Origin of the sequence: Vallicoccus soli (assembly GCF_003594885.1) — a bacterium.
GTDB lineage: Bacteria > Actinomycetota > Actinomycetes > Motilibacterales > Motilibacteraceae > Vallicoccus > Vallicoccus soli.
Map to the genome: position 1 here is coordinate 387,766 of NZ_QZEZ01000002.1, position 24,736 is coordinate 412,501.

The window sequence follows — 24,736 nt, forward strand, 5'->3', positions numbered from 1 at the left end:
CGGCCCCGGGCGCCGCACCTGCTGGCGCGGACGCCGCCCGCGGGGCCAGGGTGGTGCCATGACGCCGCCGGAGCCGTACGCCGCCGCGCTCGAGCGCGCCCGGGACCGCACCCTCGCCTGGCTCGGCACGCTGCCGGAGCGGGCCGTACCCCCGCGCCTGGACGCGGACGCCCTCGCCGACGCCCTCGGCGGGCCGCTCCCCGACGGGCCGGAGGACCCGGCGGCCGTGGTCGACCGGCTCGCCGACGGCGTGGAGCCCGGGCTCATGGCCATGCCGTCGGGCCGCTTCTTCGGCTGGGTCATCGGCGGGACGCTGCCCGCCGCGCTGGCCGCCGACTGGATGGTCAGCGGCTGGGACCAGAACAGCGGGATGCGGTACGCCACCCCCGGCACCGTCGCCGCCGAGGAGGCCGCGGCGGCGTGGGTGCTGGACCTGCTCGGCCTGCCCGCCGGGGCGGACGTCGGCTTCGTCACCGGCGCCACGATGGCCAACTTCACCGGCCTCGCGGCCGGGCGCCAGCAGGTGCTGACGGACGCGGGCTGGGACCTCGACCGCGACGGCCTCACCGGCGCGCCGCGGGTGCGCGTGCTCGTCGGGGAGGACCGGCACTCGACGGTCGACCTCGCGCTGCGCTACCTCGGCCTCGGCACCCCCACCCCGGTCGCCGCCGACGAGCAGGGGCGGCTGCGCCTGGACGCGCTCGCGGAGGCGCTCGAGGGCGGCAGCGGCCCGACCCTCGTCGTCCTGCAGGCCGGCAACCTGCACTCGGGCGCCTTCGACCCGCTGGGCGCCGCCACCGCCCTGGCCCACGAGCACGGTGCCTGGGTGCACGTCGACGGCGCGTTCGGCCTGTGGGCGGCGGCCTCGCCGCGGCTGCGGCACCTCGTCGCCGGGGTCGAGGCGGCCGACTCCTGGGCGACCGACGCGCACAAGACGCTCAACGTGCCGTACGACTGCGGCCTCGCCGTCGTCGCCCGGCCGCGGGCGGTGCGCGACGCGCTGGGGATGCGCGCGAGCTACCTCGTGCACGCGGAGGGGCCCGGCGACCCGCTCGACCGGGTGCCCGAGCTGTCCCGGCGCGCCCGCGGCGTGCCGGTGTGGGCGGCGCTGCGCTCCCTCGGCCGCACGGGCGTCGCGGACCTCGTGGACCGCCTGCACCTGCGCGCCTGCCAGCTCGCCGAGGGCATCGCGGCCGTGCCCGGCGCCGAGGTGCTCAACGACGTCGCCTACACGCAGGTCTGCGCGAGCTTCGGCGACGACGCGCGGACGCGGGCGGTGGCGGCCGCGCTGCTCGCCGACGGCACCACCTGGATGTCCGGGTCGCGGTGGCGCGGGCGCGAGGTGCTGCGGGTGTCGGTGAGCAACTGGACGACCAGCGGCCAGGACGTGCGCGTCGCCGTCGACGCGGTGCGCCGGGCCGCCGCGCGGGCCACCGGCCCGGTGCCCTGAGCAGGACGGTGCGCGACGGGCGGGGGCCGTTCGGGTGGCCCCCGAGGGCGGACCGGCGCCGGTCCGGTCCGCCGCCGCTAGCCTCGCTGCCGTGCGCCGCTCCCTCCTGCTGCTGGGCGCGCTCCTCGCTGCCGGGGCGCCGGTGCTGGCCGGGTGCTCGGACCTCGGCCCCGACGCGTCCGCGCCGGGCGCCGCCGCCGGTGCCGTCCCGGTGCCGCCGGAGGACCCGGCGCTCAGCGGCGATCCAGTCCTCGTCGCGCGGGCGGCGGACGTCCAGACGGACCTGGAGCCGGCCTTCGACGCCTGCTGGGACGAGGGATCGCGGAGGTGGGGACCACCCGAGGGCTCGACGTGGGAGGTCGGATCCGCCGGCGCACAGATCGACGAGGCGGGCCGTGCGCGGCGAGCGACCGTCGGGGGCTGGTCGGGGAAGGGCCCGTGGACGTGCGTGGCCCAGCGGAACGGCGAGCGGTGGGACGTGGCGCGCCTGGTGCTGCAGGAGGCCCCCCCGGCACCGCCGGGCACGCCGCCCTTCCTCCCCCCGTGGGGCGTCACCGTCCCCGGTCCGCCGGTGCCGCTGCTGCCGGGGACGGTCGCGCCGCTCTGAGCGCCGGGGCGGCTAGCGTCGGCGCGTGCCCGCCGCCGACGTCCGCCCGCTCGAGCCCGACGACCTGCACGCCGCCTGGCGGCTGGGCAAGGAGGCGTTCGCCGGCCGGGCGGCGGAGCCGCCCCGCTGGGCGCTGGAGCCGGCGCCGGGCCTGACCCGCTGGGGCGCGTTCGACGCCCGCGGGCGGCTCGTCGGGAAGGCCGTCGACCTGCACCAGGAGCGCTGGTGGGGCGGGCGGGCCGTCCGCGCCGCGGACGTGGGCGGCGTCGCCGTCGCCCCCGAGGCCCGCGGGCAGGGCGTCGGGCGTGCCCTGCTCACCGCGCTGCTGGCGGGGGCCCGCGAGCGCGGCGTCGCGACGAGCGCGCTCTTCCCGACCACGGCGGGGCCGTACCGGGCCCTCGGGTGGGAGGTCGCCGGGGACCTCACGACCCTCGACCTGCCGACCGCGGACCTGCCGGTCCTCGCCCCGCGGACCACCCTGCGCGGCGGGACCGAGGAGGACCTGCCGGCGGCCCAGGACGCGTACGCCGCCGGCGCCCGCGCCACCGACGGGCTCCTCACCGCCTTCGCCCCGCGCGGGGCTGCCCTGGACGACGCCGACGGGCTGACGCTCGTCGAGGACGCGGGCCGCGTCGTCGCGTGGGCGCTGTGGAGCCGCGAGGGCGGATACGGCCCCGGCGGCGTCCTCGCCGTCCAGGACCTCGCCGCCGCGACGCCCGCGGGCGCCGACGGACTGGTCGCCCTGCTGCGCGGCTGGGCGTCGGTGGCCCCGACCGTACGGCTGCGCGCCGTCCCCGGCGGCCCCCTCGCCGCGCGCCTGCCGGTCGAGCGGGCGCGGGTGCACGAGCGCGAGACGTGGATGCTCCGCGCGGTCGACCTCGTCCGCGCCGTCGAGGACCGCGGGTGGCCCACCGCCGTCGCCGGCCGGCTGGTGCTGCGCGTCGAGGACCCCGCGGCCCCGTGGAACACCGGCACGTGGGAGCTCGCGGTCGAGGGGGGCCGCGGCGCGCTGCGCCCCACCGACGCTCCCCCGGCGGCTGCCCTCGGCCCGCGCGCCCTGGCCCTGCTGCTCTCGGGCTCGGCCAGCGGCGCCGCCGTGGCCCTCGCCGGGCTGGCCGACGTCGGCAGCGACCCCTCGGTGCTCGACCTGCTCGCTGCCGGCGGCCCGCTGCGCCTGCTCGACTCGTTCTGACCCGGCGCCCGAGCCATCGTGCGAACACCGGTTCGAGCGTCGTGCTGGGCTCTGGCCATGGCAGCGGCACCGGACCCGGGCGAGGCGTGGTCCGCCGAGCGGTGGGCCGAGGCCGAGCGGCTGGCGGGCGAGGCCGCGGAGCGCCGCTCGTCGGGCGGGTTGTCGCGGTGCGCGCCGTCGGTCGCGGTCCTGGAGCTGCTGCTCGACGCGGAGACGCCGGACGACGCCGCCGCCCACGCCGCCCACGCCGCCCACGCCGCCCACGCCGAAGCGCACCCCCGCGCGACAGCGACCCCCACCGAACCGCCGCGATCATGCGCGAAGGGGGCAACACCCGACCAGCACGCGACGGGACCCGACCACGAGACCGGGGATGCGGCCCCCGTCGTGCATGGTCGCGGCCCTGGGTATGCGCCGGAGGACCTGCTGCTGGGTCAGCACCGCCTGCACGCCCTGCGCACCTGGGCCCTGCACGCCCTGGAGGACCCCGCCCTGCCGAGCGTGCACGGGCAGCGCGTCGTCATGCACGTGCACGTCGACCTGCACACCCTGCTCGGCCTACGCTCCGAACCCGCCGTCCTCACCGGGCCCGGCCTCGGCGAGGGCGCCGGGATCCTGCCCGCCCACCTCGCCCGCGCGATGGCCGCGGACACCGAGTGGCAGCGCTGGGTCCACGACGACGTCACCGGGCACCTGCTCGACCACGGCGCACCCGCTACCAACCCACTCAGCCCCCGGGACCACATCCTCGCCAGCTCCCACGTGTGCGCGTTCCCCGGCTGCGCCCGCCCCGCCTCCCGGACAGAGCTCGACCACGTCCACGAGTGGCACGACGGCGGACCCACCAGCGCGGCGAACCCTGCGGCCGCTGTGCGCCCGCCACCACGGCCAGAAGTCCTTCGGACGATGGCGCAGCGAAGCCGGCCCTGCCGGGACGACGAGCTGGACCAGCCGCACCGGACGCCAGCACACCACCGGCCCCACCCCCAGCCCCTCCACACCCCTGCGCGCCACCACCGCCCGCCGGCAGCATGCCAAGGCCCACCGCGCCTGACCGGGCCCCGACGACGGCCCGCCCTGCTGAGCGACCCGGCCCTCCCTTGTCACCCCGCCACAACCGGGCCCCACCCGGTGCCGGCCGGGGCGGACTAGGGTCCACGGCATGACCCGCGCGCCGTCCGCCACCGTGCGGCGCCTGCAGCGGCGGATGGACGAGCTGTCGGCGGCGGCGATCCTGCGCATGGACGAGACGCTGCCCTGGTACCGGCGGATGGCCGCGGAGAACCGCTCGTGGGTGAACCTCGTCGCGCAGGCCGGCATCGCGCAGTTCGTCGAGTGGATGCGCCAGTCGGGGGCCAAGGGGACCATCAGCGCCGACGTCTTCGGGATCGCCCCCCGCGAGCTGGCCCGCGTCGTCACGCTGCAGCAGACGGTGGAGCTGGTCCGCGTGGTCCTCCAGGTGGTCGAGGAGCGCATCGACGACATCGCCGCGCCCGGCGGGTCGACCGCGCTGCGCGAGGGCGTGCTGCGCTACTCGCGCGAGGTGGCGTTCGCGGCCGCCCGGGTCTACGCGCAGGCGGCGGAGTCGCGCGGCGCCTGGGACGCCCGGCTCGAGGCGCTCGTCGTCGACGCGCTGCTGCGCGGCGAGGTCGACGACTCGGTGCGCAGCAGGGCGGCGGCCCTCGGCTGGCACGGGCACGCCGGGGTCGTCGTCGCGGTCGGCTCCACCCCCGCGACGCCCACCGACGCGGTCGTCGAGGGCCTGCGTCGGCGGGCGCGCTCGGCCAAGCTCGACGTCCTCACCGGCGTGCAGGGCGACCGCCTGGTCGCGGTGCTGGGCGGCGTCGAGGAGCCGGAGAAGGCCGCGCTGCACGTCGTCGACGAGTTCGCCCCCGGCCCCGTGGTCGTCGGCCCCCTGGCCGCCGACCTGCTCGGCGCGGCGCGCTCGGCCGAGGAGGCGCTGCAGGGGCTGTCGGTCGTACGGGCCTGGCCGCTCGCGCCCCGCCCGGTGCCGTCGGACGAGCTGCTGCCGGAGCGGGCCGTCGGCGGCGACCCCGGAGCGCGGCGGCGCCTGGTCGAGGAGGTGTACGTCCCCCTGGAGCAGGCCGGCAACGCGCTGCTCGAGACGCTCGCGACGTACCTCGAGCAGGCCCCCTCCTTCGAGGCCGCCGCGCGGCTGCTCTTCGTGCACCCCAACACCGTCCGCTACCGCCTGCGGCGCGTCGTCGACGTCACCGGCTACTCCCCGCACGACGAGCGCCAGGCCTTCGCGCTGCGCCTCGCGCTCGCCCTGGGCCGGCTCGCCGCAGCCCCGCCACCGGCGCCGGCGCCCGCGGCGCGCCCCTGACCCCGGCGTGTGACCCGGGCCTGACCCGCCCTTGACCCGGCGGCGCCGTCGTTGTGAGCCACTCACAACGACCGGGGCCGAACGTGGTTCCCGTGCCTACCGCGCCCCGGCCCCGCGAGGGGGCACCGTGGGGCCGTGCTCGTGATCCTCGCGCCCGGCCAGGGCGCCCAGACGCCCGGCTTCCTCGCTCCGTGGCTCGAGGTCCCCGGCTTCGAGGACCGCCTCACGTGGCTGTCCGCCGCCGCGGGCCTCGACCTGGTGGCGCACGGCACGACCTCGGACGCCGAGACGATCCGCGACACCGCGGTGGCGCAGCCGCTCATCGTCGCGGCCGGCCTCGTGTCCCTCCTGGCCCTCTTCCCGCACCCCGGCGACGCGTTCGGCCAGGTCGGCGCGGGCGCCGGGCACAGCGTCGGCGAGATCACCGCCGCGGTCGGCACCGGGGTCCTCAGCGCCGAGCAGGGCATGGTCCTCGTCCGCGAGCGCGGGCGCGCCATGGCCGCCGCGAGCGCCACGACCCCGACGACGATGGCTGCGGTCGTCGGCGGCGACCACGACGAGGTCCTCGCCGCGATCGAGCAGCACGGGCTGACCGCCGCGAACCACAACGGGACGGGGCAGGTCGTCGCCGCGGGCACCGTCGCGCAGGTCGACGCGCTCAGGGCCGCGCCGCCCGCGAAGGCCCGGGTGATCCCGCTGTCCGTCGCGGGCGCCTTCCACACGCACCACATGGCGCCGGCGGTGTCGCGGCTCGAGCGCTACGCCCGCGCCATCACCACGCACGACCCGCGCACCCGGCTGCTGAGCAACCGCGACGGCGCCGTCGTGCACGACGGCCGCGACGCCCTCGACCGCATCGTCGGGCAGGTGGCCAGCCCGGTCCGCTGGGACCTCTGCATGCGCACCATGGCCGACCTCGGCGTCACCGCCGTCATCGAGGTCCCGCCGGCCGGCACCCTGACCGGACTGGTGAAGCGCAACCTCCCCGGCGTCGAGACCCTCGCCCTGAAGACCCCCGACGACCTCGACGCGGCCCGGCGCCTCGTGCAGGAGCACGGCACGCCGTCGCCGCTGTCGACCACCCCGACGTGGCGGCTGCTCGTCGCGCCGAGCGCGGGCACGTGGCGCGCCGCCGGCACCACCCCCGGGGCCACCCTGGAGCCGGGCGCCCCCGTCGGCGTCGTCGCGACGCACCGCGACGAGCACACCGTCAGCGCGCCCCACGGCGGCACGGTCGTCGAGCTCCTCGTCGAGGACGGCGACCCCGTGCGGCCGGGGCAGCCCCTCGTGCGGCTGCACCCCGAGGCGGCCCACCCCGAGGCGGTGCTCGCGTGAGCCCGGCGATCACGCCGCGGGCGCAGCGGGCCGGGGCGCGGATCACCGGGATCGGCGGCTACCGCCCGTCCCGGGTCGTCGACAACGACGAGATCTGCCGCTGGATCGACTCGAGCGACGCGTGGATCCAGGAGCGCACCGGCATCCGCCTGCGCCACTTCGCGGCCCCCGACGAGACCGTCGTCGACATGGCGCTCGCCGCGTCGGGCAAGGCGCTCGCGCACGCCGGGATCGGCCCCGAGCAGGTCGACAGCGTCCTGCTCGCGACGATCACGCACCCGTACCAGACGCCCTCGGCGGCGGCCGAGCTCGCCGACCGGCTCGGCACCCGCGGGGCCGGCGCGGTGGACCTGTCGGCGGCCTGCGCCGGGTTCACGTACGGCGTCGGGATGGCGGACGACATGGTGCGCTCCGGCTCCGCCGAGCACGTCCTCGTCGTGGGCGTCGAGAAGATGACCGACTTCATCGACAAGCACGACCGCGGCTCGTCCTTCATCTTCGCCGACGGCGCGGGCGCGGCCCTCGTGTCGCCGTCGGACACCCCCGGGATCGGCCCGACGGTCTACGGCTCGGACGGTTCCCAGAAGCACGTCATCGCCCAGCCCGAGCCGTGGACCGTGCTCGCTCGCCAGGGCGTCGACATCGGCGACGGCGCGGCGGAGGCGGCGTTCCCGCACATCGGCATGCAGGGCCAGCCGGTGTTCCGCTGGGCGGTGACCGAGATGCCCGGCGTGGCGCGCCGGGCCGTCGAGGCCGCCGGCCTGCGGGTGGAGGACGTCGACGTGTTCGTCCCGCACCAGGCGAACAACCGCATCACCGACGCGATCCTCAAGAAGCTCGGCCTGCCCGAGGACACCGTCGTCGCGCGCGACGTGACGACGACCGGCAACACCTCCGGCGCGTCGATCCCCCTCGCGCTGGACCGCCTGCGCGAGCGGGGCGAGGCCCGCAGCGGCGACCTCGCCCTGCTGCTGGGCTTCGGCGCCGGGCTCGTGTACGCCGGGCAGGTCGTCGTCCTGCCCTAGCGCGGCGCCCCCGGGGCCGCCCCCCGCCCGCCCGTAGGCTGCCCACCGCCCGTACGGGCACCACCCCCAGACCCCGACAACGAGGAGCACCCAGCATGGCCAGCGAGCAGGAGATCCTCAGCGGTCTCGCAGAGATCATCAACGAGGAGACCGGTCTCCCGACCGACGACGTCCAGCCGCAGAAGTCGTTCACCGACGACCTCGACATCGACTCGCTGTCGATGATGACCATCGTCGTCAACGCTGAGGAGAAGTTCGGCGTGCGCATCCCGGACGACGACGTCAAGGACCTCAAGACGGTCGGCGACGCGGTCTCGTACATCGCCAAGCAGAGCGCCTGACATGAGCGGGGCCGACCAGCGGACCACCGTCGTCGTCACCGGACTGGGTGCGACCACCCCCCTCGGGGGCGACGTCGCGTCGACCTGGTCGGCCCTGCTCGAGGGCCGCTCGGGCGTCCGGACGCTCCCCTACCCGTGGGTGGAGGAGCACCAGCTCCCCGTCCGCATCGCCGCCACCATCGCCGTGGAGCCGGCCGAGGTGCTGAGCAAGCCCGAGACCAAGCGCTGGGACCGCTCGGCGCAGTTCGCGCTCGTCGCGGCCCGCGAGGCCTGGAAGGACGCCGGCGCCCCCGAGGTGGACGGCGACCGCATCGGCGTCGCCGTGGCGTCGGGCATCGGCGGCGTCACGACGCTGCTCGACGCGTACGACCGCCTCAAGGCGCGCGGCCCGCGCGGCGTCCTGCCGCTGACGGTGCCGATGCTCATGGGCAACAGCCCCGCCGCCGCCATCGGCCTCGAGGTCGAGGCGCGCGCCGGCGTGCACACCCCGGTGAGCGCCTGCGCGTCGGGCGCCGAGGCCATCGCCTACGGCACCGAGATGATCCGCTCCGGCCGCGCCGACGTCGTCATCGCCGGCGGCACCGAGGCGTGCATCCACGTGCTGCCGCTGGCCGCCTTCAACTCGATGCAGGCCCTGTCGACGCGCAACGACGAGCCCGCCCGGGCCTCCCGGCCCTACGACAAGGGCCGCGACGGCTTCGTCATGGGCGAGGGCGCGGGCGTGGTCGTCCTGGAGTCCGAGGCGCACGCCAGGGCGCGCGGGGCGACGGTCTACGCCGAGGTGCTCGGCGCGGGCATGACGTCCGACGCGCACCACATCGCCGCGCCCGAGCCCGACGGCAAGGGCGCCTCGCGCGCCATGCTCGCCGCGCTGCAGGACGCCGGCGTCACCCCGTCGGACATCGCGCACGTCAACGCGCACGCCACGTCCACGCCGGTCGGCGACATCGCCGAGGCGCTCGCCATCCGCGCCGCCTTCGGCGACCGCGGCCGCGAGATCCCGGTGACCTCGACGAAGTCGATGACCGGGCACCTGCTCGGCGCCGCCGGGGCCGTGGAGTCCATCGCCTGCATCCTCGCGATGCGCCACGGCACCATCCCGCCGACCATCAACGTCGACGACCCGGACGACCACATCGGCCTCGACGTCGTCGCCAACGAGCCGCGCCCGATCGGCGAGGGCGTCTCGCTCAACAACTCCTTCGGCTTCGGCGGGCACAACGTGGCCCTCGTGCTGCGCGCGGACCGGGCGTCGTGACGGCCACCGCCAGCGGGTCCGACCTCGCGGTCGAGATCGACCCGCGCAGCCCGGTCCTGCGCCTGCGCCGCTACTTCGACGAGGGCACCTGCGAGCTCATCACCGACGTCGACCGCAGCGGCATGCTCGCCGCGGTCGGGCTGGTCGAGGGCGCGCGGGTCGTCGCGTTCGCGTCCGACCCGACGATCCAGGGCGGCGCGATGGGCGAGGAGGGCTGCCGGGTCATCCTCACCGCGTACGAGCGCGCCCTCGCCGACGGCGTCCCCGTCGTCGGCCTGTGGGCCTCCGGCGGCGCGCGGCTGCGCGAGGGCGTCGTCTCGCTGCACGCCGTCGGGCAGGTCTTCGCGATCATGACGCGGGCCTCGGGCAAGGTCCCGCAGATCAGCGTCGTGCTCGGGCCGGCCGCCGGCGGCGCCGCGTACGGCCCCGCCCTCACCGACGTCGTCATCCTCGGCCCCGACGGGCGCGTCTTCGTCACCGGCCCGGACGTCGTCCGCTCCGTCACCGGCGAGGACGTCGACGCCCTGCGCCTCGGCGGCCCGGAGCCGCACGGGCGCCGCTCCGGCGTCGTCCACGTCGTCGCCGAGACCGAGCAGGACGCGTACGACGAGGCTCGCCGCCTCGCCGCCCTCCTCGGCGACCAGGGCGAGCTGGACCTCGGCGCGGTCGCCGACGTCGACCTGGCCGCCTCGCTGCCGGAGTCGTTCAAGCGGGCGTACGACGTGCACCCCCTCATCGCCGACCTGCTCGACGACCGGTCGGCGCTCGAGCTGCACCCGCGCTGGGCGCCGAACGTCGTGACGACGCTCGGGCGGTTCGGCGGGCGCACCGTCGGCGTCGTCGCCAACAACCCGATGCGCCTCGGCGGCTGCCTCGACTCCGCCTCGGCGGAGAAGGCCGCCCGCTTCGTGCGGATGTGCGACGCGTTCGGCGTGCCCCTCGTCGTCGTGGTCGACGTGCCGGGCTACCTGCCCGGCGTCGGCCAGGAGTGGGACGGCGTGGTGCGCCGCGGCGCGAAGCTGCTGCACGCCTTCGCCGAGGCCACGGTCCCGCGGGTCACGCTGGTGACCCGCAAGGCGTACGGCGGCGCGTACATCGCCATGAACTCCCGCTCGCTCGGCGCGACCCGGGTGTTCGCCTGGCCCGGCGCGCAGGTCGCCGTCATGGGCGCGGTCGCGGCGGTGCGCATCCTGCACCGGCGCAAGCTCGCCGAGGTGCCCGAGGACGCCCGGGCCCAGGTGGAGGTCGAGCTCGCCGAGGAGCACGAGGTGCTCGCCGGCGGCCTCGCCCGCGCCCAGGAGATCGGCGTCGTCGACGAGGTCGTCGAGCCCGCCGTGACCCGCGGCGCGATCGCCCGCGTCATCGCCGAGGCCCCCCGCACCCGCGGGCAGCACGGCAACATCCCGCTCTAGCCCCGGCGGCGCCGGGCAGGCGCATGATCGCGGCCGGGGACCTGCAGGACTGCAGCCCCCGGCCGCGATCATGCAACTCCCCGCCCGCGATCATGCGACCGCCCGGCCGCGATCATGCGACCGCCCGGCCGCGATCATGCAACTCCCCGCCCGCGCCCCCTGCGGCCCCGCGGACCAGGGCGGGGTCCGTCAGACGACCTGGTGCAGCCAGCGGACCGGCGCGCCCTCGCCGGCGTGGCGGAAGGGCTCGAGCTCCTCGTCCCAGGCGGCGCCGAGCAGGGCGCGGACCTCGCCCTCGAGCGTGCCCTCCCCCGCGGCGGCGCGCTCCATGGCCGTGCGCAGCCGGTCCTCACCCACGAGGACGTCGCCGTGCACGCCGGTGGTGCCGCGCCAGAGGCCGAGGTCGGGGGTGTACGCGTAGCGCTCGCCCTCGGTGCCGCGGGACGGCTCCTCGGTGACCTCGAAGCGCAGCGGCGTCCAGCGGCGCAGCGCGGAGGACAGCGAGGCGCCCAGACCGGCGCGGCCCTGCCACGACAGCTCGGCCCGGTAGGTGCCGGGCGCGGCGGGCTGCGGCGTCCAGTCCAGGGACACGCGCATGCCGAGGACCGCGCCGAGCGCCCACTCGACGTGCGGGCACAGCGCGGCGGGAGCGGCGTGCACGAACACCACACCACGAGTCGTCACCGGAACCTCCTGCTGTCCGAGGTGCGCCTTCCCCTGCGACCTCGACCCGCGGACGTCCCTGCGGCTCCTGCTCCTCGCACAGTCTGCACCACGCGTCCCGCCAGCACCAGCAGCACCGCGCGTGTCGCCCTGCGCGACCCTCGTGCGCGTGCGCGCACGCGGTGTACGCTCCGAGCGGTCGACCGAAGCCCGCAGTGGTGCTCAGCACGCCGGTGGGAGCCGGACGCACCCTGCCGCGCACCACGCGCGGCCGACCTGCAGGTTCCACCGAGGAGAAGCAGCATGGCGCAGGGCACCGTGAAGTGGTTCAACGCCGAGAAGGGCTACGGCTTCATCGCCGTCGACGACGGCTCGGCCGACGTCTTCGTCCACTTCTCGGCCATCATGGGCAGCGGCTACCGCTCGCTCGACGAGGGTCAGCGCGTCGAGTTCGAGGTCACGCAGGGCCAGAAGGGCCCGCAGGCCGAGCAGGTCCGCGCCCTCTGACGACGACCCGCTGACAGCGGCGCGCAGCCGCCCGCCGCGCACCGGCCCCGGCCCCCCTCAGGGGGACCGGGGCCGACGTGCGTCCAGGGCCGACGTGCGTCCGGGGCCGTGCTGCCGGCCCCCGCTGCCGGGGTCCCTGCTGGGGGTGGGGGCGCCGGCCGGGACGCCCGGGTCAGGGCAGGCGCGCGAACCACCGCAGCGACCCGGCGGCCGCCGCGAGGGCGAGCAGCAGCGCTCCCCCGACGAACCAGGTCGTCGCGTCGCGCCGCTCCACCCGGTAGCCGATCGACGCGCCGATGTCGTCGTACACCTCGCCGAGCTCGTCGCCCGTCGCGGCCTCGTACGCCTGCCCCCCGGTCGCCTCGGCGAGGGCGGCCAGCGCCTCGGCGTCCACCGGCACCGGGACGAGCTGGCCCTGGGTCTCCACGACGCCGTCCTCGGTGCCGTACGCGATGGTGGAGACGGGGACCCCCGCCTCGGACGCCGCGTCGGCCGCGTCCTCCGGCCCGCGCCCGACGGTGTTGGTCCCGTCGCTGAGCAGCACGATGCGCGCCGGGGCCGGGGTCCCGTCGCCGCCCTGCACCGACGCGGCCTCGGCCTCGATGGCGGCGAGCGAGGCGTACACCGCCTCGCCGATGGCGGTGGAGGGCCCGAGCTGCAGGCGCTGCACCGCGGCCGCCAGCGCCTCGTGGTCCCGGGTCGGGGCCACCTCGAGCGTGGCCCCGCCGTTGAAGGACACCAGCCCGACGGCGAAGTCCTCCGGCAGCTCGTCGACGAAGTCCGCCGCCGCCTCCTTGGCCACGGCGAAGCGCGAGGGCTCCACGTCGGTCGCCTGCATGGAGATCGAGGTGTCGACGGCGACGATCACGCTCGCCCGCTCCCGCGGCACCCGGGTGTCGGCCTCGGGGCGGGCCACGGCGAGCACGAGCAGGGCGACGCAGCCCAGGAACGCCGCGGCGGGCACGTGCCGTCGCCACGCCGGCCGGCGCGGCGCGACCTTGTCGAGCAGCGCCAGGGCGGTGAAGCGGACGGCGTAGTCGCGCCGGCGGCGCTGGGCCAGCAAGTAGAGGACGACGAGCGCGAGGACGCCGAGGAGCAGCCACAGCCGGGCGGGGGCCTCGAAGGAGAGCGTGAGCGGGTTCACCGGCGGGCCCCCAGCGCCCGGGTGCGCCGCTCGGCGAGCACGTGCCGGGCGACGTCGCGCACCCAGTCGCGGTCGGTGCGCAGCGCCAGGTGCCGCGCGCCGCTGCGCCGCAGCACCGCCGCGAGGGCGTCGCGCCGCTCGGCGGCCGCGGCGGCGTAGCGCTCGCGCAGGCGCCGCGAGCCCGTCCAGACGTCGCGGCGGGCGCCGGTCTCCGGGTCGACCACGGCGAGCAGCCCGACGTCCGGCAGCTCGTGCTCGCGCGGGTCGGCGACCTCGACGGCGAGCACGTCGTGGCGCGCGGCGAGCAGGCGCAGCGGGCGCTCCCACGGCACGTCGCCGTCCACCGGGTCCCCGTCGAGGAAGTCGGAGACCACGACGACGAGCCCGCGGCGGCGCGCCTGCGCCAGCGCCGTCCCCAGGGCGGCGGCGAGGTCCGCCCCGCCGGGCGCGGGTCCGCGCCGGTCCGCCTCCGAGCGCGGCGCGGTCACGAGCAGGCGCAGCAGGCGCAGCAGCGGCTCGCGCCCCTGCGCGGCGGGGAGCCGGCGCACGCCGCGCTCGTGGGCGACGACGGCGCCGAGCCGGTTGCCGCCGCGCAGGGTGAGGAAGCCGACGGCCGCCGCGGCGCCCGCGGCCAGGTCGCGCTTCTCCATGAGGGCGGTGCCGAAGTCCATGCTCGCGCTGGCGTCCACCACCAGCGTCGTCTCGAGCTCGCGGTCGGCGACGAGGTCCCGCACGTGCGGGACCGTGGTGCGGGCGGTCACCGCCCAGTCCATCCGGCGCACGTCGTCCTCGCCGGGGACGTACTCGCGCGACTCCGCCGGCTCCGAGCCGTGGCCGGGCACCAGCCCCAGGTGCTGGCCCTGGAGCAGGCCGTCGAGGCGCCGGGTCACGGTGAGCTCGAGGCGCCGCAGCGCCGCCTCCGGCGCGCCGGGCGCCCCCGGACGCGCCCCGGGGACGAGCGGGAGGACCCCGCTCACGCGCCGCGCTCCTCGTGGTCGAGGACCACGGTCGGCTCGTCGGCCGCGTGCGCTCCCCCGCCGGCGCCCGCCGCTGCCGGCGCCCCCGCAGCGGCGTCCTGCCCGGGGCTGACCCGCGGCTGGGGCACGACGGCGCGCACCCGCTCGACGACTTGGCGGGGGTCGATGCCGTCGGCGAGGGCGTCGAAGGACAGCACGAGCCGGTGCGGCAGGACGTCCTCGGCGACGTCGCCGACGTCGCCCGGCAGCACGTAGTCCCGCCCACGCAGCAGCGCGAGGGCCCGCGCCGCCGCGACGAGGCCGAGCGAGGCGCGCGGGCCGGCGCCGTACGCGAGGGCCCGCCCCACCTCGGGCACCCCGTGCGCGGCCGGGTCGCGGGTGGCCAGGACGAGCCGGACGGCGTACTCGACGACGGCGTGGTGCACGAACACCCGGTCGGCCGCCCCCTGCAGCGCGCGCAGCCGGTCCGGGTCGAGCACCTGCGACGCGCTGGGCGGGGCCACGCTCATCCGCCCGACGATGGCGACCTCCTCGGCTGCGGTCGGGTACGGCACGTGGACCTTGAGCAGGAACCGGTCCCGCTGCGCCTCGGGCAGCTGGTAGACACCGTCGCTCTCGATGGGGTTCTGGGTGGCGAGGACGAGGAACGGGTCGGGGACGCGGTACGTCGTGCCGCCGAGGCTCACCTGCCGCTCGGCCATGACCTCCAGCAGCGCGGACTGCACCTTGGCCGGGGCGCGGTTGACCTCGTCGGCGAGGACGAAGTTCGCGAACACCGGGCCGGGCTCGACGTCGAACGACTCCGTCGAGGGCTTGTAGACCCGGGTGCCGACGACGTCGCTCGGCACGAGGTCCGGGGTGAACTGGATGCGGGCGAAGGACCCGCCGACGACCTGCGCCAGCGTCTGCACCGCGAGCGTCTTCGCGACGCCGGGCACGCCCTCCAGGAGCACGTGGCCGCGGGCGAGGACCGCGACGAGCATCCGCTCGACCATCCGGTCCTGGCCGACGATGACGCGCTTGACCTCGAACAGGGCGCGCTCGAGCTCCGCGCCGGCGGTGGTGGGGTGGGCCATGCAGCCATGGTGACCCGCCGCGGCGCCGGTACGCCCGCGGGGAGCGTCCCGGCGGGCGTACTCTCAGCGACTTCTCAGGCTGCTCACGGCTGCGAGGTGTCGCCGCGCCCGCGCAGGAAGACCGCGATGAGGGCGACGAGGTCGGTGACGCCGAGGACGGTCCCGGAGATGCCGTGCCCGCCGTCGATGAGCCAGGCGGAGACGGCGAAGACGAGCACGACGATGCCGAGGCCGAAGACCTGCCCCAGCCGCTCGGTGCGCAGGGCCCCTTCGACGAGGGCGGTCTCCATGTCCATCCGGTGCTCGGACTGGCTCTCCAGCAGCTTCATGATGCGGTCCGCGGCGCCGGGGAGCACCTGCTCGTAGCGCTGCACCGCGTCCGGCGAGGGCAGCGGTCCGGTGGGCGGGGCGGGGGCCGCGGCCGGGGCGGCGGGAGCCCCCGCGGGCCGGTCGGTGCGGCGGCGGTCGCTCACGGGGCCCCGTCCCCCGTGCCGGGGCCGGTGCCCGTGATCGCGTCGAGCCCCTCGAGGCGCTCGAGGTTGGCGTGCACGTCCGCCGTGATCCGGGCGAGGTCGGACCCGTCGACGAGCCGCTCGGGGCCGAAGCGGGCCGCCATCGTCCACAGCCGCCCGGTGCCGGCCACCGCGGCGACCGAGCCGACGCCGTGCCGCGCGCTGGGCAGCGGCAGGCCGTAGAGCGTCGTGGGGCGCCGCGGGCGGCGCGGGGTGGCGGGCACGGCACCACCCTAGGACCGCGGCGGCCCGCGCCCCGGGACGCGCGCCGCCGCCGCCCGCGGTCCGGGCCCGGGCGGCTCCGCGGGGACGGGTCAGGCGCCGCCGCCGAGGACCACGTCGTGCTCGTCCTCGCCGCCGGGGCGCACCTCGACCTCGTGCGCGACCGGCGCGTAGCCGCTCGCGGTGAGGACGTAGGCGCCGGTGGCGAGGTCGGCGAAGGCGTACGTGCCGCCGGCTCCGGTGACCTCGCTGCCGACGACGACGCCGGTGGCGTCGACGAGCGTGACCGTCGCGCCCGCGAGCGGCGCGCCGTCACCGGCCCGGCGGACCGTGCCGGCGAGCGCGCCGGTGGCCGCGAGCAGGAGGTCGCGCTGCAGGGTCGCCGCGCCGTCGACGGGGACCCGCTCGAGGGCGGGGCGGTGCCCGGGCGCCGCGGCCGAGACGACGAAGTCGCCGGGCGGCAGGTCGGCGAAGGCGTACGCCCCGTCCTCGTCCGCCGTGGCCGCGGCGACGACCTCGCCCCGGGCGTCGCTGAGCGTGACCCGCGCTCCCGGCACCGGCCCTGCCGGCTCGTGGCGCAGCACCCGGCCCTCGATGCGCGCCGCGGCCTCGAGGCGGACGTCGCGGCGGACCTGCTCGGCGCCGACGGAGACCATCGTCGCCGAGGGCTGGTGCCCGGGCGCCGTCGCGATGAGCAGGTGAGCGCCGCCGTCCGGCGGCACGAGGCGGTACGCGCCGTCGGCGCCGGTGCGGGCGAGGTCCACCTGGTGCCCCGCGGCGTCGGTGAGCGTGAGCACCGCCCCCGCCAGGGGGGCGCCGTCCTGCCCGCGCACGGTGCCCGCGACCGCGCCCGGCGCGGGGCCCGGCCCAGCGCCCGGCGCGGGGGCCGGCGCGGGGGCCGGCGCGGGGGCCGGCGCGGGGGCCGGCCCAGCCCCCGGGGGGACGCGCTCGGCGGCGGGCGCCGGGGCGGCCGTGGGCGCGGGGGCCGGGTCGACGGCGGGCGGCCCGGCCGGGCCCGCGGCCACCGGCCCCTGCTGGATCCGCACGTCCTTGAGCAGCAGGGCGACGAGCAGGGCGAGGACGAGCAGCGGGACCGCCGTGAGGAAGACGTCGTCCATGGCGCGCGCGAAGGCGCTGAGCACCCGCTCGCGCACGGCCTCGGGCAGGGCGCGGATGGCGGCCACGTCGTTGGGGTCGACGCCGGAGGCCGCCTGCGCGCCGCCCGGCGCGCCCTGCAGCTCCTCGGCGAGGTACGTCGCGAGGCGGCTGGAGAGCACGGCGCCGAAGACGGCGGTGCCGATGGAACCGCCCATCTGGCGGAAGAAGGTCACCGAGCCCGTGGCGGCGCCGATCTCGCTGGGGCGCACCGAGGACTGGATGGCGGTGATGAGGGTCTGCATCTGGCAGCCGAGGCCGATGCCGAGCAGCAGCATGTACGCCGCGATCTCGAGGTAGGGCGTCTCGGGGCTGACCCGGCTGAGCAGCAGGAACGCGGCGACGAGCAGGACGGCGCCCACCACCGGGAAGGGCTTGTAGCGCCCGGTGCGGTCGAGCAGGCGCCCGCAGGTGATCGAGGCGCTGAGGATGCCCAGGACGACCGGCAGCATCGCGAGGCCGGAGCGCGTCGCGGACATCTGCTGGACCGTCTGGAAGTAGACCGGCAGGTAGATGATGCCGCCGAACATCGCGGCGCCGCCGAGGAACGTGAAGAGGTTGCCGCCGGCGAACACCGGGTTCCGGAAGAGCGACATCGGGATGATCGGCTCGGCGGCCCGGGTCTCGACGAGGACGAAGAGGGCGGCGAGCGCGAGCGCCGCGCCGAGCAGCGCGAGCGCGCCGCCCTCGGCCCAGCCGTAGTCGCGCCCTCGCCACTCCAGGTAGAGCAGGAGCGCGGTCACCGAGGCCACGACGAGCAGCGCGCCGAGCCAGTCGATGGCGTGGCGGCGGCGGGTGGTGCGGGCCCCGGCGAGCGCGACCGAGGTGATGACGAGCGCGGCGCCGCCGATCGGGAGGTTGATGTAGAAGATCCAGCGCCAGCCGGGGCCGTCGGTGAAGAAGCCGCCGAGCAGCGGCCCGGCGACGCTCGAGACGCCGAAGACGGCGCCGAAGTAGCCGCCGTACCGGCCGCGCTCGCGCGGGGGGACGACGTCGCCGATGATGCTGAGCGCGATCGCGAAGAGCCCGCCGCCGCCCACGCCCTGCAGCGCCCGGAAGCCGATGAGCTGGTAGATGTCCTGGGCGAAGCCGCACAGCGCCGACCCGACGAGGAAGATCCCGATCGCGGTCTGGAAGACCAGGCGGCGCCCGTAGAGGTCGGACAGCTTGCCCCACAGCGGCGTCATCGCCGTCGCCGTGAGCAGGTACGCCGTGACGACCCACGAGAGCTTGTCGAGCCCGCCGAGCTCGCTGGTGATGGTCGGCAGCGCCGTCCCGACGATGCTCTGGTCGAGGGCGGCCAGCAGCATGCCGCTCATGACGCCGGCCATCACCACGAGGATCTGGCGGTGGCTGAGGTACTGCGGCTCCTCGCCCCCGTCGGGGCCGGGGCCGCCCGCGGCGGCGCGGGCGTCGGGGGTCGTGCTCGCCACGTCAGGCCTCCTGCGCGGGGTGGTGGGCGTCGGCGGCCGGCAGCAGCGCGTCGGCCAGCCGCTCGAGGAGTCGGGCCAGGGCTTCCCGGTCGGCGTCGGCCCACTCCCGGGTCGCCGACCCGAGCAGGTCGGCGCGCCGGGCGACGGCCTCGTCGTACGCCCGCTCCCCCGCCGGGGTCAGGACGATCCGGCTGGAGCGCCGGTCGCCCGGGTCGGGCTCGCGCCGCACGAGCCCGTCGTCCTCGAGGCCGCTGACGTGCCGGCTCACCGTCGACGCGTCGAGCGCGGACAGCGCGGCCAGGTCGGCGGTGCGCAGCGGGCGCGCGGAGAGGAGCTTGAGCAGGTGCCAGGTGCTCGGCGGGCGGGCGTCGCGCGCCGACGGCGCGGACAGGCCCCGCACGACGGCGTACAGCGCCTGCACCGTGCGGGGCGCGGGGGCGGGGGCGGTCACCCGACGAGCGTACCCCGGCAGTTGCATGCTGCAAGCACCTTCCGTGCCGCCCCGCGGGGCTGCCCACGCACGCGTCCGATTCCCGCCGGAAGCGGGACCGGCGCGGTGGCAGGATCGCTGGCGTGGACCTCCTCACCGACGACGCCGAGCGGTGCTACCGCGCCGTGCAGAGCCGCGACCCGCGGTTCGACGGCGTCTTCTGGACCGGCGTCACGAGCACCGGCATCTACTGCCGCCCGAGCTGCCCCGCGGTCACGCCGCGACGGGCCAACGTCCGCTTCTTCCGCTCCACCGCCGCCGCCCAGGGCGCCGGGCTGCGCGCCTGCAAGCGCTGCCGCCCCGACGCCGTCCCGGGCTCGCCCGACTGGGACGTCCGCTCCGACGTGGCGGGGCGCGCGATGCGGCTCATCGCCGACGGCGTCGTCGACCGCGAGGGCGTCCCCGGCCTCGCCCGGCGCCTCGGCCTGAGCGAGCGCCACCTGCACCGCCAGCTCGTCGGCGAGCTCGGGGCGGGGCCGCTCGCGCTGGCCCGGGCCCGGCGGGCCCACGCGGCGCGCCTGCTCGTCGAGACGACCGGGCTGCCCCTGGCCGACGTCGCCTTCGCCGCCGGCTTCTCCAGCGTCCGGCAGTTCAACGACACGGTGCGCGAGGTGTACGCCGCCGCCCCCGGGGAGCTGCGCGCGGCCGCCGGGCGCCGCGGCCGCACCGCCGCGGCGCCCGGTGCGCCGGCGCCGGGCGCGGGCCGCCTGGTGCTGCGCCTCGCGGCCCGCCCGCCCTTCGACGGGGCGGCGGTCGTGGCCTTCCTCGCCGCCCACGCCGTCGTGGGGGTGGAGGAGGTCGTGGACGGCACCTACCGCCGCACCCTGCGCCTGCCGCACGGCCCGGGGGTCGTGGCGCTCACGCCGGACGGGGACGCGGTGCGGGCCGAGCTCGACCTCGCGGACCTGCGCGACGTCGGCGCCGCGGTGGAGCGCGCCCGGCGCACGTTCGACCTCGACGCCGACCCGGAGGCGGTCGACGCGCTCCTCGGCGCCGACCCGCTGCTCGGCCACCTGGTGCGCGGGCGCCCCGGACTGCGGGTGCCCGGCCACGACGACGGGGCCGAGCTGGCCGTACGGGCCGTGCTGGGCCAGCAGGTCTCGCTGGCCGCGGCGCGCACCCACGCCGGGCGCCTGGTCCTCACGCACGGGCAACCGCTTGCTCAGCCGAGCGGCGGGCTGACGCACCTCTTCCCGGACCCCGAGGCGCTCGCCGACCTCGACCCCGCCACGCTGGCCCTGCCGCGGGCGCGCGGTGGGGCGCTGCGGTCCCTGGCGGGAGCGCTGCACACCGGCCGCCTGCGCCTGGAGCGCGGCGTCGACCGGGACGAGGCCGCCGCGCGCCTCGTCGCCCTGCCCGGCATCGGCCCGTGGACGGCGTCGTACGTGCGGCTGCGCGCGCTCGGCGACCCGGACGTGTTCCTGCCCGGCGACCTCGCCGCCCGGAAAGCACTTGCCGGGCTCGGCGTCGCGGACGCCTCGCCCGCCGGGGCCGCCCGCGCCGCAGCCGGCTGGGCGCCCTGGCGCTCGTACGCCCTCCTGCACGCCTGGTCGAGCCTCGGCGTCTTCGACCAGCCCGCCGAGCCCTCCCGGAGGACCGCGTGACCACCACCTGGACGACCGTCCTGCCCAGTCCCGTGGGCGACCTGCTCGTCGCCGCGGGCGACGACGGCCTGCGGGCGGTGCTCTTCACCCCGCACCGCCACCCTCCGGCGGACCGGGGGACGTGGAGGAGCGACGACGCGCACCCGGTGCTGCGCACCGCGTCGGAGCAGCTCGCCGCGTACTTCGCCGGGGACCTGCGCGCCTTCGACCTGCCGCTCGCCCCCCGCGGCTCGGCCTTCCAGCTGCGCGTCTGGGAGGCGCTGCGGTCCATCCCCTACGGCGGCACGGCCTCGTACGGGGACCTGGCCCGCCGGCTGGGGGCGCCCGGCGCGGCGCGCGCCGTGGGGCTGGCCAACGGGCGCAACCCGCTGTCGATCGTCGTCCCCTGCCACCGCGTGGTCGGGGCGCGCGGCACGCTCACGGGCTACGCTGGCGGCCTGGAGCGCAAGCGCGCGCTGCTCGACCTCGAGGCCGGGGCGCTGGTGCTCTGAGGGGTCCCGAGCGGTGACCAGCGAGGAGGCCGTCGTGACCGAGCCCGACTACCGGACGATGCCCGAGCGCGTGCCGCTCGAGGCCACCGAGGCCGTGCACCTCACCACCGACGACGCGCCGGAACGGCGCTGGGGCGCGCTCGGCCTGCTGGCGGCCGGCGGTGCGCTCGGCGGGACGGCCGCGCTCGGCGTGGACTGCGACGCGGACTGAGCGCGCGGCGCGTGGGGCGCTCCCCCGCGGGTACCCGCGCGGTGATCGACCGCGCCGCGCTCCCCTGGAGGACCCCGTGACCGACCGCCCGTACGACAGCGCCCCCGGCGACGACGTCGTCGACGTCCTCACCCGGCAGCACCGCCAGTTCCTCGACCTCGTCGACGAGATCCAGGCGGCCGGACGGCCCGAGGTCCGCCGCGACCTGGCGGACGTCCTCACCGCCGAGCTCATGCGCCACGCGGTCGCCGAGGAGATGCACGTCTACCCGGCGGTCCGGGACCACCTGCCCGACGGCGAGGCGGCGGTCGAGCACGACACCCGCGAGCACCAGGAGCTCGAGGAGCAGCTCAAGGCGCTCGAGGGCCTCGACGCCGCCGACGCGCAGTTCCTCGAGGTGGTGGGCCGGCTCGAGGCCACCCTGCGCGACCACGTGCGCGACGAGGAGGGCGAGCAGTTCCCCCTGCTGCGGGCCCGGGTGCCGCGCGAGCGCATGCTGGAGATGGCCGAGCAGGTGCGCCGCGCCGAGCAGCTCGCGCCGACCCGGCCGCACCCGGCCGCCCCGCACTCCGAGCTGTTCCACAAGCTCGTCGGCCCGGGCGTGGGCTTCGTGGACCGCCTGCGCGACCGGCTCGCGCACCGGGACGTCTAGTCGCGGGACGGGGGCCCGGGCAGGTGCGTCGCGCGGGAGGTGTGGGGCGCGGGGGAGGGGGCAGCCGCGGCACCCGGCTCCAGCGCAGCGGCCGGTCCCGGTGCCCCACGAGGAGTGCCCCCGTGCCCGTCACCTCGTACGTCCACCGCGGCGTGGACGTGCTCGCCCCGTCCGGCCCGCTCGACGAGCCCGTCGTCGCCGCGCTGCGCGCCGGGCTGCAGCGCCCCCTGGCCCGGCGCGCCCCGGTCGTCGTCCACCTCGACGACCTGCTGCCGGGCGACCGCCCGGGCCAGGCCGCGCTCGTCCGGCTGTGCGCCGAGGCGGCGGTCGCGGACGAGCACCTGCGGGTGGTGACGGCGGGGTGCCCGTGCAACGCGCTGCTCGACGCGCTCGAGGCCGCGGGCGTCCCGCTGGCCCCCGACCTCGGCAGCGCCGCGCGCGCCGTCCGGGCGTCCACCCGCGACCACTCCTGCCCCGGGTGAGTGGGGGGCCGCCCGGCAGGGCATCCGTGCGGGGTGCGACGGGCGGCGTGACGTCGCGCGGGCCGCACCGCGCGCCCCTGGTCTCCGCCGCCCGTCGCGCCCGCAGGGGCGCCGCCCTCAGCCGGAGCGCCGGTGCAGGTCGCTGACCCGCGGGAAGGGCTCGGTGGAGAAGACCGCCTCGACGGGCAGGCCGAAGAAGGCGGCGATCCGCAGGGCGAGGTGCAGGCTGGGGCTGTACTCGCCGCGCTCGAGGTAGCCGACCGTCTGGTAGTGCACCCCGAGCGCGTCGGCGAGCTCGCGGCGCGTGACGCCCTGCTCGGCGCGCAGCAGCGCGATGCGGTTGTGCACGGCCTCGGTGCCCGGCACCCGCGTCACCGCACCCACTGCAGCGCCGCGTCGCGGGCCGCCTGCACCTGCGACCCCGACTGCCGGCGGGCCATCCGGCGCAGCACCGGCGGGGCGACGAGCAGGCCCACGACGCACCACGCGCCGAGGACGGCGACCGTCGTGCCGGTGCGCCACGAGCCGCCGACCTCGAGGGCCGCGGCCGCGTCCGGGAGGACGGCCGAGCGCAGCCCGAGCCCCAGCCAGTAGACCGGGAAGACCTGCGCGACCGCCTGGAGCCAGCCCCACATCTGCTGCAGCGGCACGAAGACGCCGGAGATGCCGACGACGACCAGGACGGGCAGCATCCCCCAGGTGCCGGCCTTCTGGGTGCTGGGCACGAGCGCCCCGACGACCATGCCCCAGGGCAGGAGCGCGGCCATCCCCAGCACGACGACGCCGGCGAGCACGAGCCACCCGCCCGCCCCGGTGCGCACCAGCCCGTCGAAGAGCAGCCAGCTGGGCACGAGCACGACGAGCAGCTGCGGCACCGCCGAGAGCGCGTGCAGGACGAGCTGGCCGGTGACGCAGCCCTGCATCCCGTGCGGGACCGCCTTGTGCCGCAGCAGGGTGCCGTCCTCGCGCTCCATGGCGAGCGCGAAGACCGGCCCCATGAAGACGCCGAAGGCGGCGAGCGCGGCGAGGACGCTGGGCAGGGCCACGGTCGGGAAGGACAGCGTCGTCCCCTCGACCTCGCCGTCGCGGTTGAGCCACAGGTAGCCGACGGACACCACGGCGGTGAAGAGGTAGAAGCCCTGGTCCTGCGGGCTGCGCACGCTGAGGAGGAACTCGGTCCAGCCGCGGCGCAGGCCGAGCCGCACCGCGTGGCGGGTCGCGCCGGCCGGGGCGGCGGGGGCGACGGGGGCGCTCACCGGACCACCTCCACGCCGCGCGCGGGCGGCACGGCGCCCGGCTGCTCGTGGCGCCGCACCATCTCGAGGTACGTGTCCTCCAGGCTCGCCCGGCGGACCTCGAGGTCCTCGACGTCGCCGTGCTGGGCCAGCAGCCCGCGCACGAAGCCCGTCGCGTCGTCGGTGGCGTGCACGAAGCGCTCGCCGCCGCGGCTCCAGCGCACCTCGCTGGTGGCCGCCACCTCCCGCGCGAGCGCGTCGGGGCTGCCGTCGGCGACGATGCGGCCCCCGGCGAGCACGAGGATGCGGTCGGACAGCCGCTCCGCCTCGGCCAGGTCGTGCGTCGTGAGCAGGACCGTCGTGCCCTCGAGGTCGCAGAGCCGGTGGACGAGCTCGTGCACGTCGTGCCGGCCGCGCGGGTCGAGCCCGGCCGTCGGCTCGTCGAGGAACAGCACGTCCGGGCGCCCGACGATGCCCACGGCGACGTCGAGGCGCCGCCGCTGGCCGCCGGACAGCGTGCCGAGACGCTGGTCCGCCTGCGCGCGCAGCCCGACGAGCCCCAGCAGCTCGTCCGCCGGCAGGGGGCGGGGCCGGCCCGGCACGGCGTACGGGGCGTAGTAGCCGCCCAGCCCCTCGAGGAGGCGCCGCGGGGTCCAGCGCGAGTGGTCGCGCCAGGACTGCAGGACCACACCGACCCTGGCCCGCCAGGCGTCGTCGGCCCGCGCGGGGTCCTGCCCGAGCACCGCGACCTCGCCCGCCGAGGGGACCCGGAAGCCCTCCAGGACCTCCAGCGTCGTCGTCTTGCCGGCGCCGTTGGGCCCCAGCAGGCAGACGACCTCCCCGGCGGCCACGTCGAGGTCGACCCCGCCGAGCACCTCGTGGGTCCCGTACGCCATCCGCAGGCCGCGCGCCCGC

Annotated in this window: 27 protein-coding genes; 16 read left to right on the forward strand and 11 right to left on the reverse strand. The window is 77.6% G+C overall.

All coding sequences use genetic code 11. From position 1 onward, the window contains the following. Positions 1-58 precede the first annotated feature (58 nt). The 10 genes from D5H78_RS07030 to D5H78_RS07075 all read left to right on the forward strand — a co-directional run bounded on the left by D5H78_RS07030 (position 59) and on the right by D5H78_RS07075 (position 10,967). Entirely contained in the window at positions 59-1,450 is a 1,392-nt protein-coding gene (locus tag D5H78_RS07030; RefSeq protein WP_119949700.1) for a pyridoxal phosphate-dependent decarboxylase family protein, read from the forward strand. 91 nt (positions 1,451-1,541) lie between these two features. Continuing rightward, positions 1,542-2,057: a hypothetical protein gene (locus D5H78_RS07035; RefSeq protein WP_119949701.1), complete on the forward strand. Its 516-nt coding sequence runs from the start codon at positions 1,542-1,544 to the stop codon at positions 2,055-2,057. Positions 2,058-2,082: 25 nt separating this feature from the next. After that, entirely contained in the window at positions 2,083-3,249 is a 1,167-nt protein-coding gene (locus D5H78_RS07040) for a GNAT family N-acetyltransferase (protein WP_119949702.1), read from the forward strand. Between the two features lie 57 nt (positions 3,250-3,306). Then, positions 3,307-4,401 carry an HNH endonuclease signature motif containing protein gene (locus D5H78_RS07045; RefSeq protein ID WP_119949703.1) on the forward strand — a complete coding sequence of 365 codons (1,095 nt, stop codon included), beginning with the start codon at positions 3,307-3,309 and terminating at the stop codon, positions 4,399-4,401. Between the two features lie 10 nt (positions 4,402-4,411). Next, the gene (locus D5H78_RS07050) at positions 4,412-5,596 is read left to right on the forward strand and encodes a PucR family transcriptional regulator (RefSeq protein WP_119949704.1); all 1,185 of its coding nucleotides are present in this window, start codon (positions 4,412-4,414) and stop codon (positions 5,594-5,596) included. A 135-nt stretch (positions 5,597-5,731) separates the two neighbouring features. Next, positions 5,732-6,931 carry an acyltransferase domain-containing protein gene (locus D5H78_RS07055; protein WP_119949705.1) on the forward strand — a complete coding sequence of 400 codons (1,200 nt, stop codon included), beginning with the start codon at positions 5,732-5,734 and terminating at the stop codon, positions 6,929-6,931. Further along, complete coding sequence (locus D5H78_RS07060) at positions 6,928-7,956, forward strand: beta-ketoacyl-ACP synthase III (RefSeq protein ID WP_119949706.1); 1,029 nt, start codon at positions 6,928-6,930, stop codon at positions 7,954-7,956. The genes D5H78_RS07055 and D5H78_RS07060 overlap by 4 nt, the downstream gene beginning before the upstream one ends. A 95-nt stretch (positions 7,957-8,051) precedes the next feature. Next, entirely contained in the window at positions 8,052-8,297 is a 246-nt protein-coding gene (locus D5H78_RS07065) for an acyl carrier protein (protein WP_119949707.1), read from the forward strand. A gap of 1 nt (position 8,298) precedes the next feature. Continuing rightward, positions 8,299-9,555: a beta-ketoacyl-ACP synthase II gene (gene fabF / locus D5H78_RS07070; protein WP_119949708.1), complete on the forward strand. Its 1,257-nt coding sequence runs from the start codon at positions 8,299-8,301 to the stop codon at positions 9,553-9,555. Continuing rightward, the gene (locus D5H78_RS07075) at positions 9,552-10,967 is read left to right on the forward strand and encodes an acyl-CoA carboxylase subunit beta (protein WP_245941612.1); all 1,416 of its coding nucleotides are present in this window, start codon (positions 9,552-9,554) and stop codon (positions 10,965-10,967) included. The genes fabF and D5H78_RS07075 overlap by 4 nt, the downstream gene beginning before the upstream one ends. Positions 10,968-11,156: 189 nt before the next feature. Here D5H78_RS07075 and D5H78_RS07080 read toward each other — a convergent pair whose 3' ends face one another. Further along, on the reverse strand, positions 11,157-11,651 hold the full coding sequence (locus D5H78_RS07080; protein WP_119949709.1) for a DUF3145 domain-containing protein: 495 nt from the start codon (positions 11,649-11,651) through the stop codon (positions 11,157-11,159). Between the two features lie 282 nt (positions 11,652-11,933). Between D5H78_RS07080 and cspE the strand changes: the two genes are divergently transcribed. After that, positions 11,934-12,137, forward strand: coding sequence for a transcription antiterminator/RNA stability regulator CspE (gene cspE, locus D5H78_RS07085; RefSeq protein ID WP_119949710.1), 204 nt, complete (start codon positions 11,934-11,936; stop codon positions 12,135-12,137). 172 nt (positions 12,138-12,309) lie between these two features. Here the strand turns inward: cspE and D5H78_RS07090 are convergent, their stop codons facing one another. The 7 genes from D5H78_RS07090 to D5H78_RS07115 form a co-directional block, all read right to left on the reverse strand. After that, positions 12,310-13,281 carry a VWA domain-containing protein gene (locus tag D5H78_RS07090; RefSeq protein ID WP_119949711.1) on the reverse strand — a complete coding sequence of 324 codons (972 nt, stop codon included), beginning with the start codon at positions 13,279-13,281 and terminating at the stop codon, positions 12,310-12,312. Beyond that, complete coding sequence (locus D5H78_RS07095; protein ID WP_119949712.1) at positions 13,278-14,258, reverse strand: DUF58 domain-containing protein; 981 nt, start codon at positions 14,256-14,258, stop codon at positions 13,278-13,280. Before D5H78_RS07095 ends, D5H78_RS07090 begins: the two co-directional genes overlap by 4 nt. After that, positions 14,255-15,334, reverse strand: a complete 1,080-nt coding sequence (locus D5H78_RS07100; RefSeq protein ID WP_119949713.1) for an AAA family ATPase — start codon at positions 15,332-15,334, stop codon at positions 14,255-14,257. The genes D5H78_RS07095 and D5H78_RS07100 overlap by 4 nt, the downstream gene beginning before the upstream one ends. A gap of 83 nt (positions 15,335-15,417) precedes the next feature. Next, positions 15,418-15,807 carry a DUF2335 domain-containing protein gene (locus D5H78_RS07105; RefSeq protein ID WP_165865637.1) on the reverse strand — a complete coding sequence of 130 codons (390 nt, stop codon included), beginning with the start codon at positions 15,805-15,807 and terminating at the stop codon, positions 15,418-15,420. After that, positions 15,804-16,070 (reverse strand): hypothetical protein, encoded by a 267-nt coding sequence (locus D5H78_RS19265; RefSeq protein WP_165865638.1) that lies wholly within the window; start codon positions 16,068-16,070, stop codon positions 15,804-15,806. The genes D5H78_RS07105 and D5H78_RS19265 overlap by 4 nt, the downstream gene beginning before the upstream one ends. Before the next feature lie 90 nt (positions 16,071-16,160). Continuing rightward, positions 16,161-18,656 carry an MFS transporter gene (locus D5H78_RS07110; RefSeq protein ID WP_119949715.1) on the reverse strand — a complete coding sequence of 832 codons (2,496 nt, stop codon included), beginning with the start codon at positions 18,654-18,656 and terminating at the stop codon, positions 16,161-16,163. Position 18,657: 1 nt separating this feature from the next. Beyond that, the gene (locus D5H78_RS07115) at positions 18,658-19,107 is read right to left on the reverse strand and encodes a MarR family winged helix-turn-helix transcriptional regulator (protein ID WP_177891151.1); all 450 of its coding nucleotides are present in this window, start codon (positions 19,105-19,107) and stop codon (positions 18,658-18,660) included. A 122-nt stretch (positions 19,108-19,229) separates the two neighbouring features. Here D5H78_RS07115 and D5H78_RS07120 point away from each other — a divergent pair, with 122 nt between their 5' ends. The 5 genes from D5H78_RS07120 to D5H78_RS07135 all read left to right on the forward strand — a co-directional run bounded on the left by D5H78_RS07120 (position 19,230) and on the right by D5H78_RS07135 (position 22,586). Further along, positions 19,230-20,750, forward strand: a complete 1,521-nt coding sequence (locus D5H78_RS07120; protein WP_218566326.1) for an AlkA N-terminal domain-containing protein — start codon at positions 19,230-19,232, stop codon at positions 20,748-20,750. After that, on the forward strand, positions 20,747-21,241 hold the full coding sequence (locus D5H78_RS19570) for a methylated-DNA--[protein]-cysteine S-methyltransferase (protein ID WP_245941613.1): 495 nt from the start codon (positions 20,747-20,749) through the stop codon (positions 21,239-21,241). The genes D5H78_RS07120 and D5H78_RS19570 overlap by 4 nt, the downstream gene beginning before the upstream one ends. Positions 21,242-21,275: 34 nt before the next feature. Then, positions 21,276-21,452, forward strand: a complete 177-nt coding sequence (locus tag D5H78_RS19270) for a hypothetical protein (protein WP_165865639.1) — start codon at positions 21,276-21,278, stop codon at positions 21,450-21,452. A gap of 76 nt (positions 21,453-21,528) precedes the next feature. Then, positions 21,529-22,104, forward strand: coding sequence for a hemerythrin domain-containing protein (locus D5H78_RS07130; protein WP_119949718.1), 576 nt, complete (start codon positions 21,529-21,531; stop codon positions 22,102-22,104). Positions 22,105-22,226: 122 nt separating this feature from the next. Further along, positions 22,227-22,586 carry a hypothetical protein gene (locus D5H78_RS07135; protein WP_119949719.1) on the forward strand — a complete coding sequence of 120 codons (360 nt, stop codon included), beginning with the start codon at positions 22,227-22,229 and terminating at the stop codon, positions 22,584-22,586. Positions 22,587-22,703: 117 nt separating this feature from the next. On the opposite strand, the gene D5H78_RS07140 is transcribed toward D5H78_RS07135, so the two are convergent. The 3 genes from D5H78_RS07140 to D5H78_RS07150 are packed head-to-tail and all read right to left on the reverse strand — an operon-like array spanning position 22,704 to position 24,717. Beyond that, positions 22,704-22,961: a helix-turn-helix transcriptional regulator gene (locus tag D5H78_RS07140; protein ID WP_245941614.1), complete on the reverse strand. Its 258-nt coding sequence runs from the start codon at positions 22,959-22,961 to the stop codon at positions 22,704-22,706. Next, a complete protein-coding gene (locus D5H78_RS07145) occupies positions 22,958-23,842 on the reverse strand; it encodes an ABC transporter permease (RefSeq protein ID WP_119949720.1) in 885 nt (294 codons plus the stop codon). The genes D5H78_RS07140 and D5H78_RS07145 overlap by 4 nt, the downstream gene beginning before the upstream one ends. After that, complete coding sequence (locus D5H78_RS07150; RefSeq protein ID WP_119949940.1) at positions 23,839-24,717, reverse strand: ABC transporter ATP-binding protein; 879 nt, start codon at positions 24,715-24,717, stop codon at positions 23,839-23,841. Before D5H78_RS07150 ends, D5H78_RS07145 begins: the two co-directional genes overlap by 4 nt. Between the last annotated feature and the right edge of the window lie 19 nt (positions 24,718-24,736).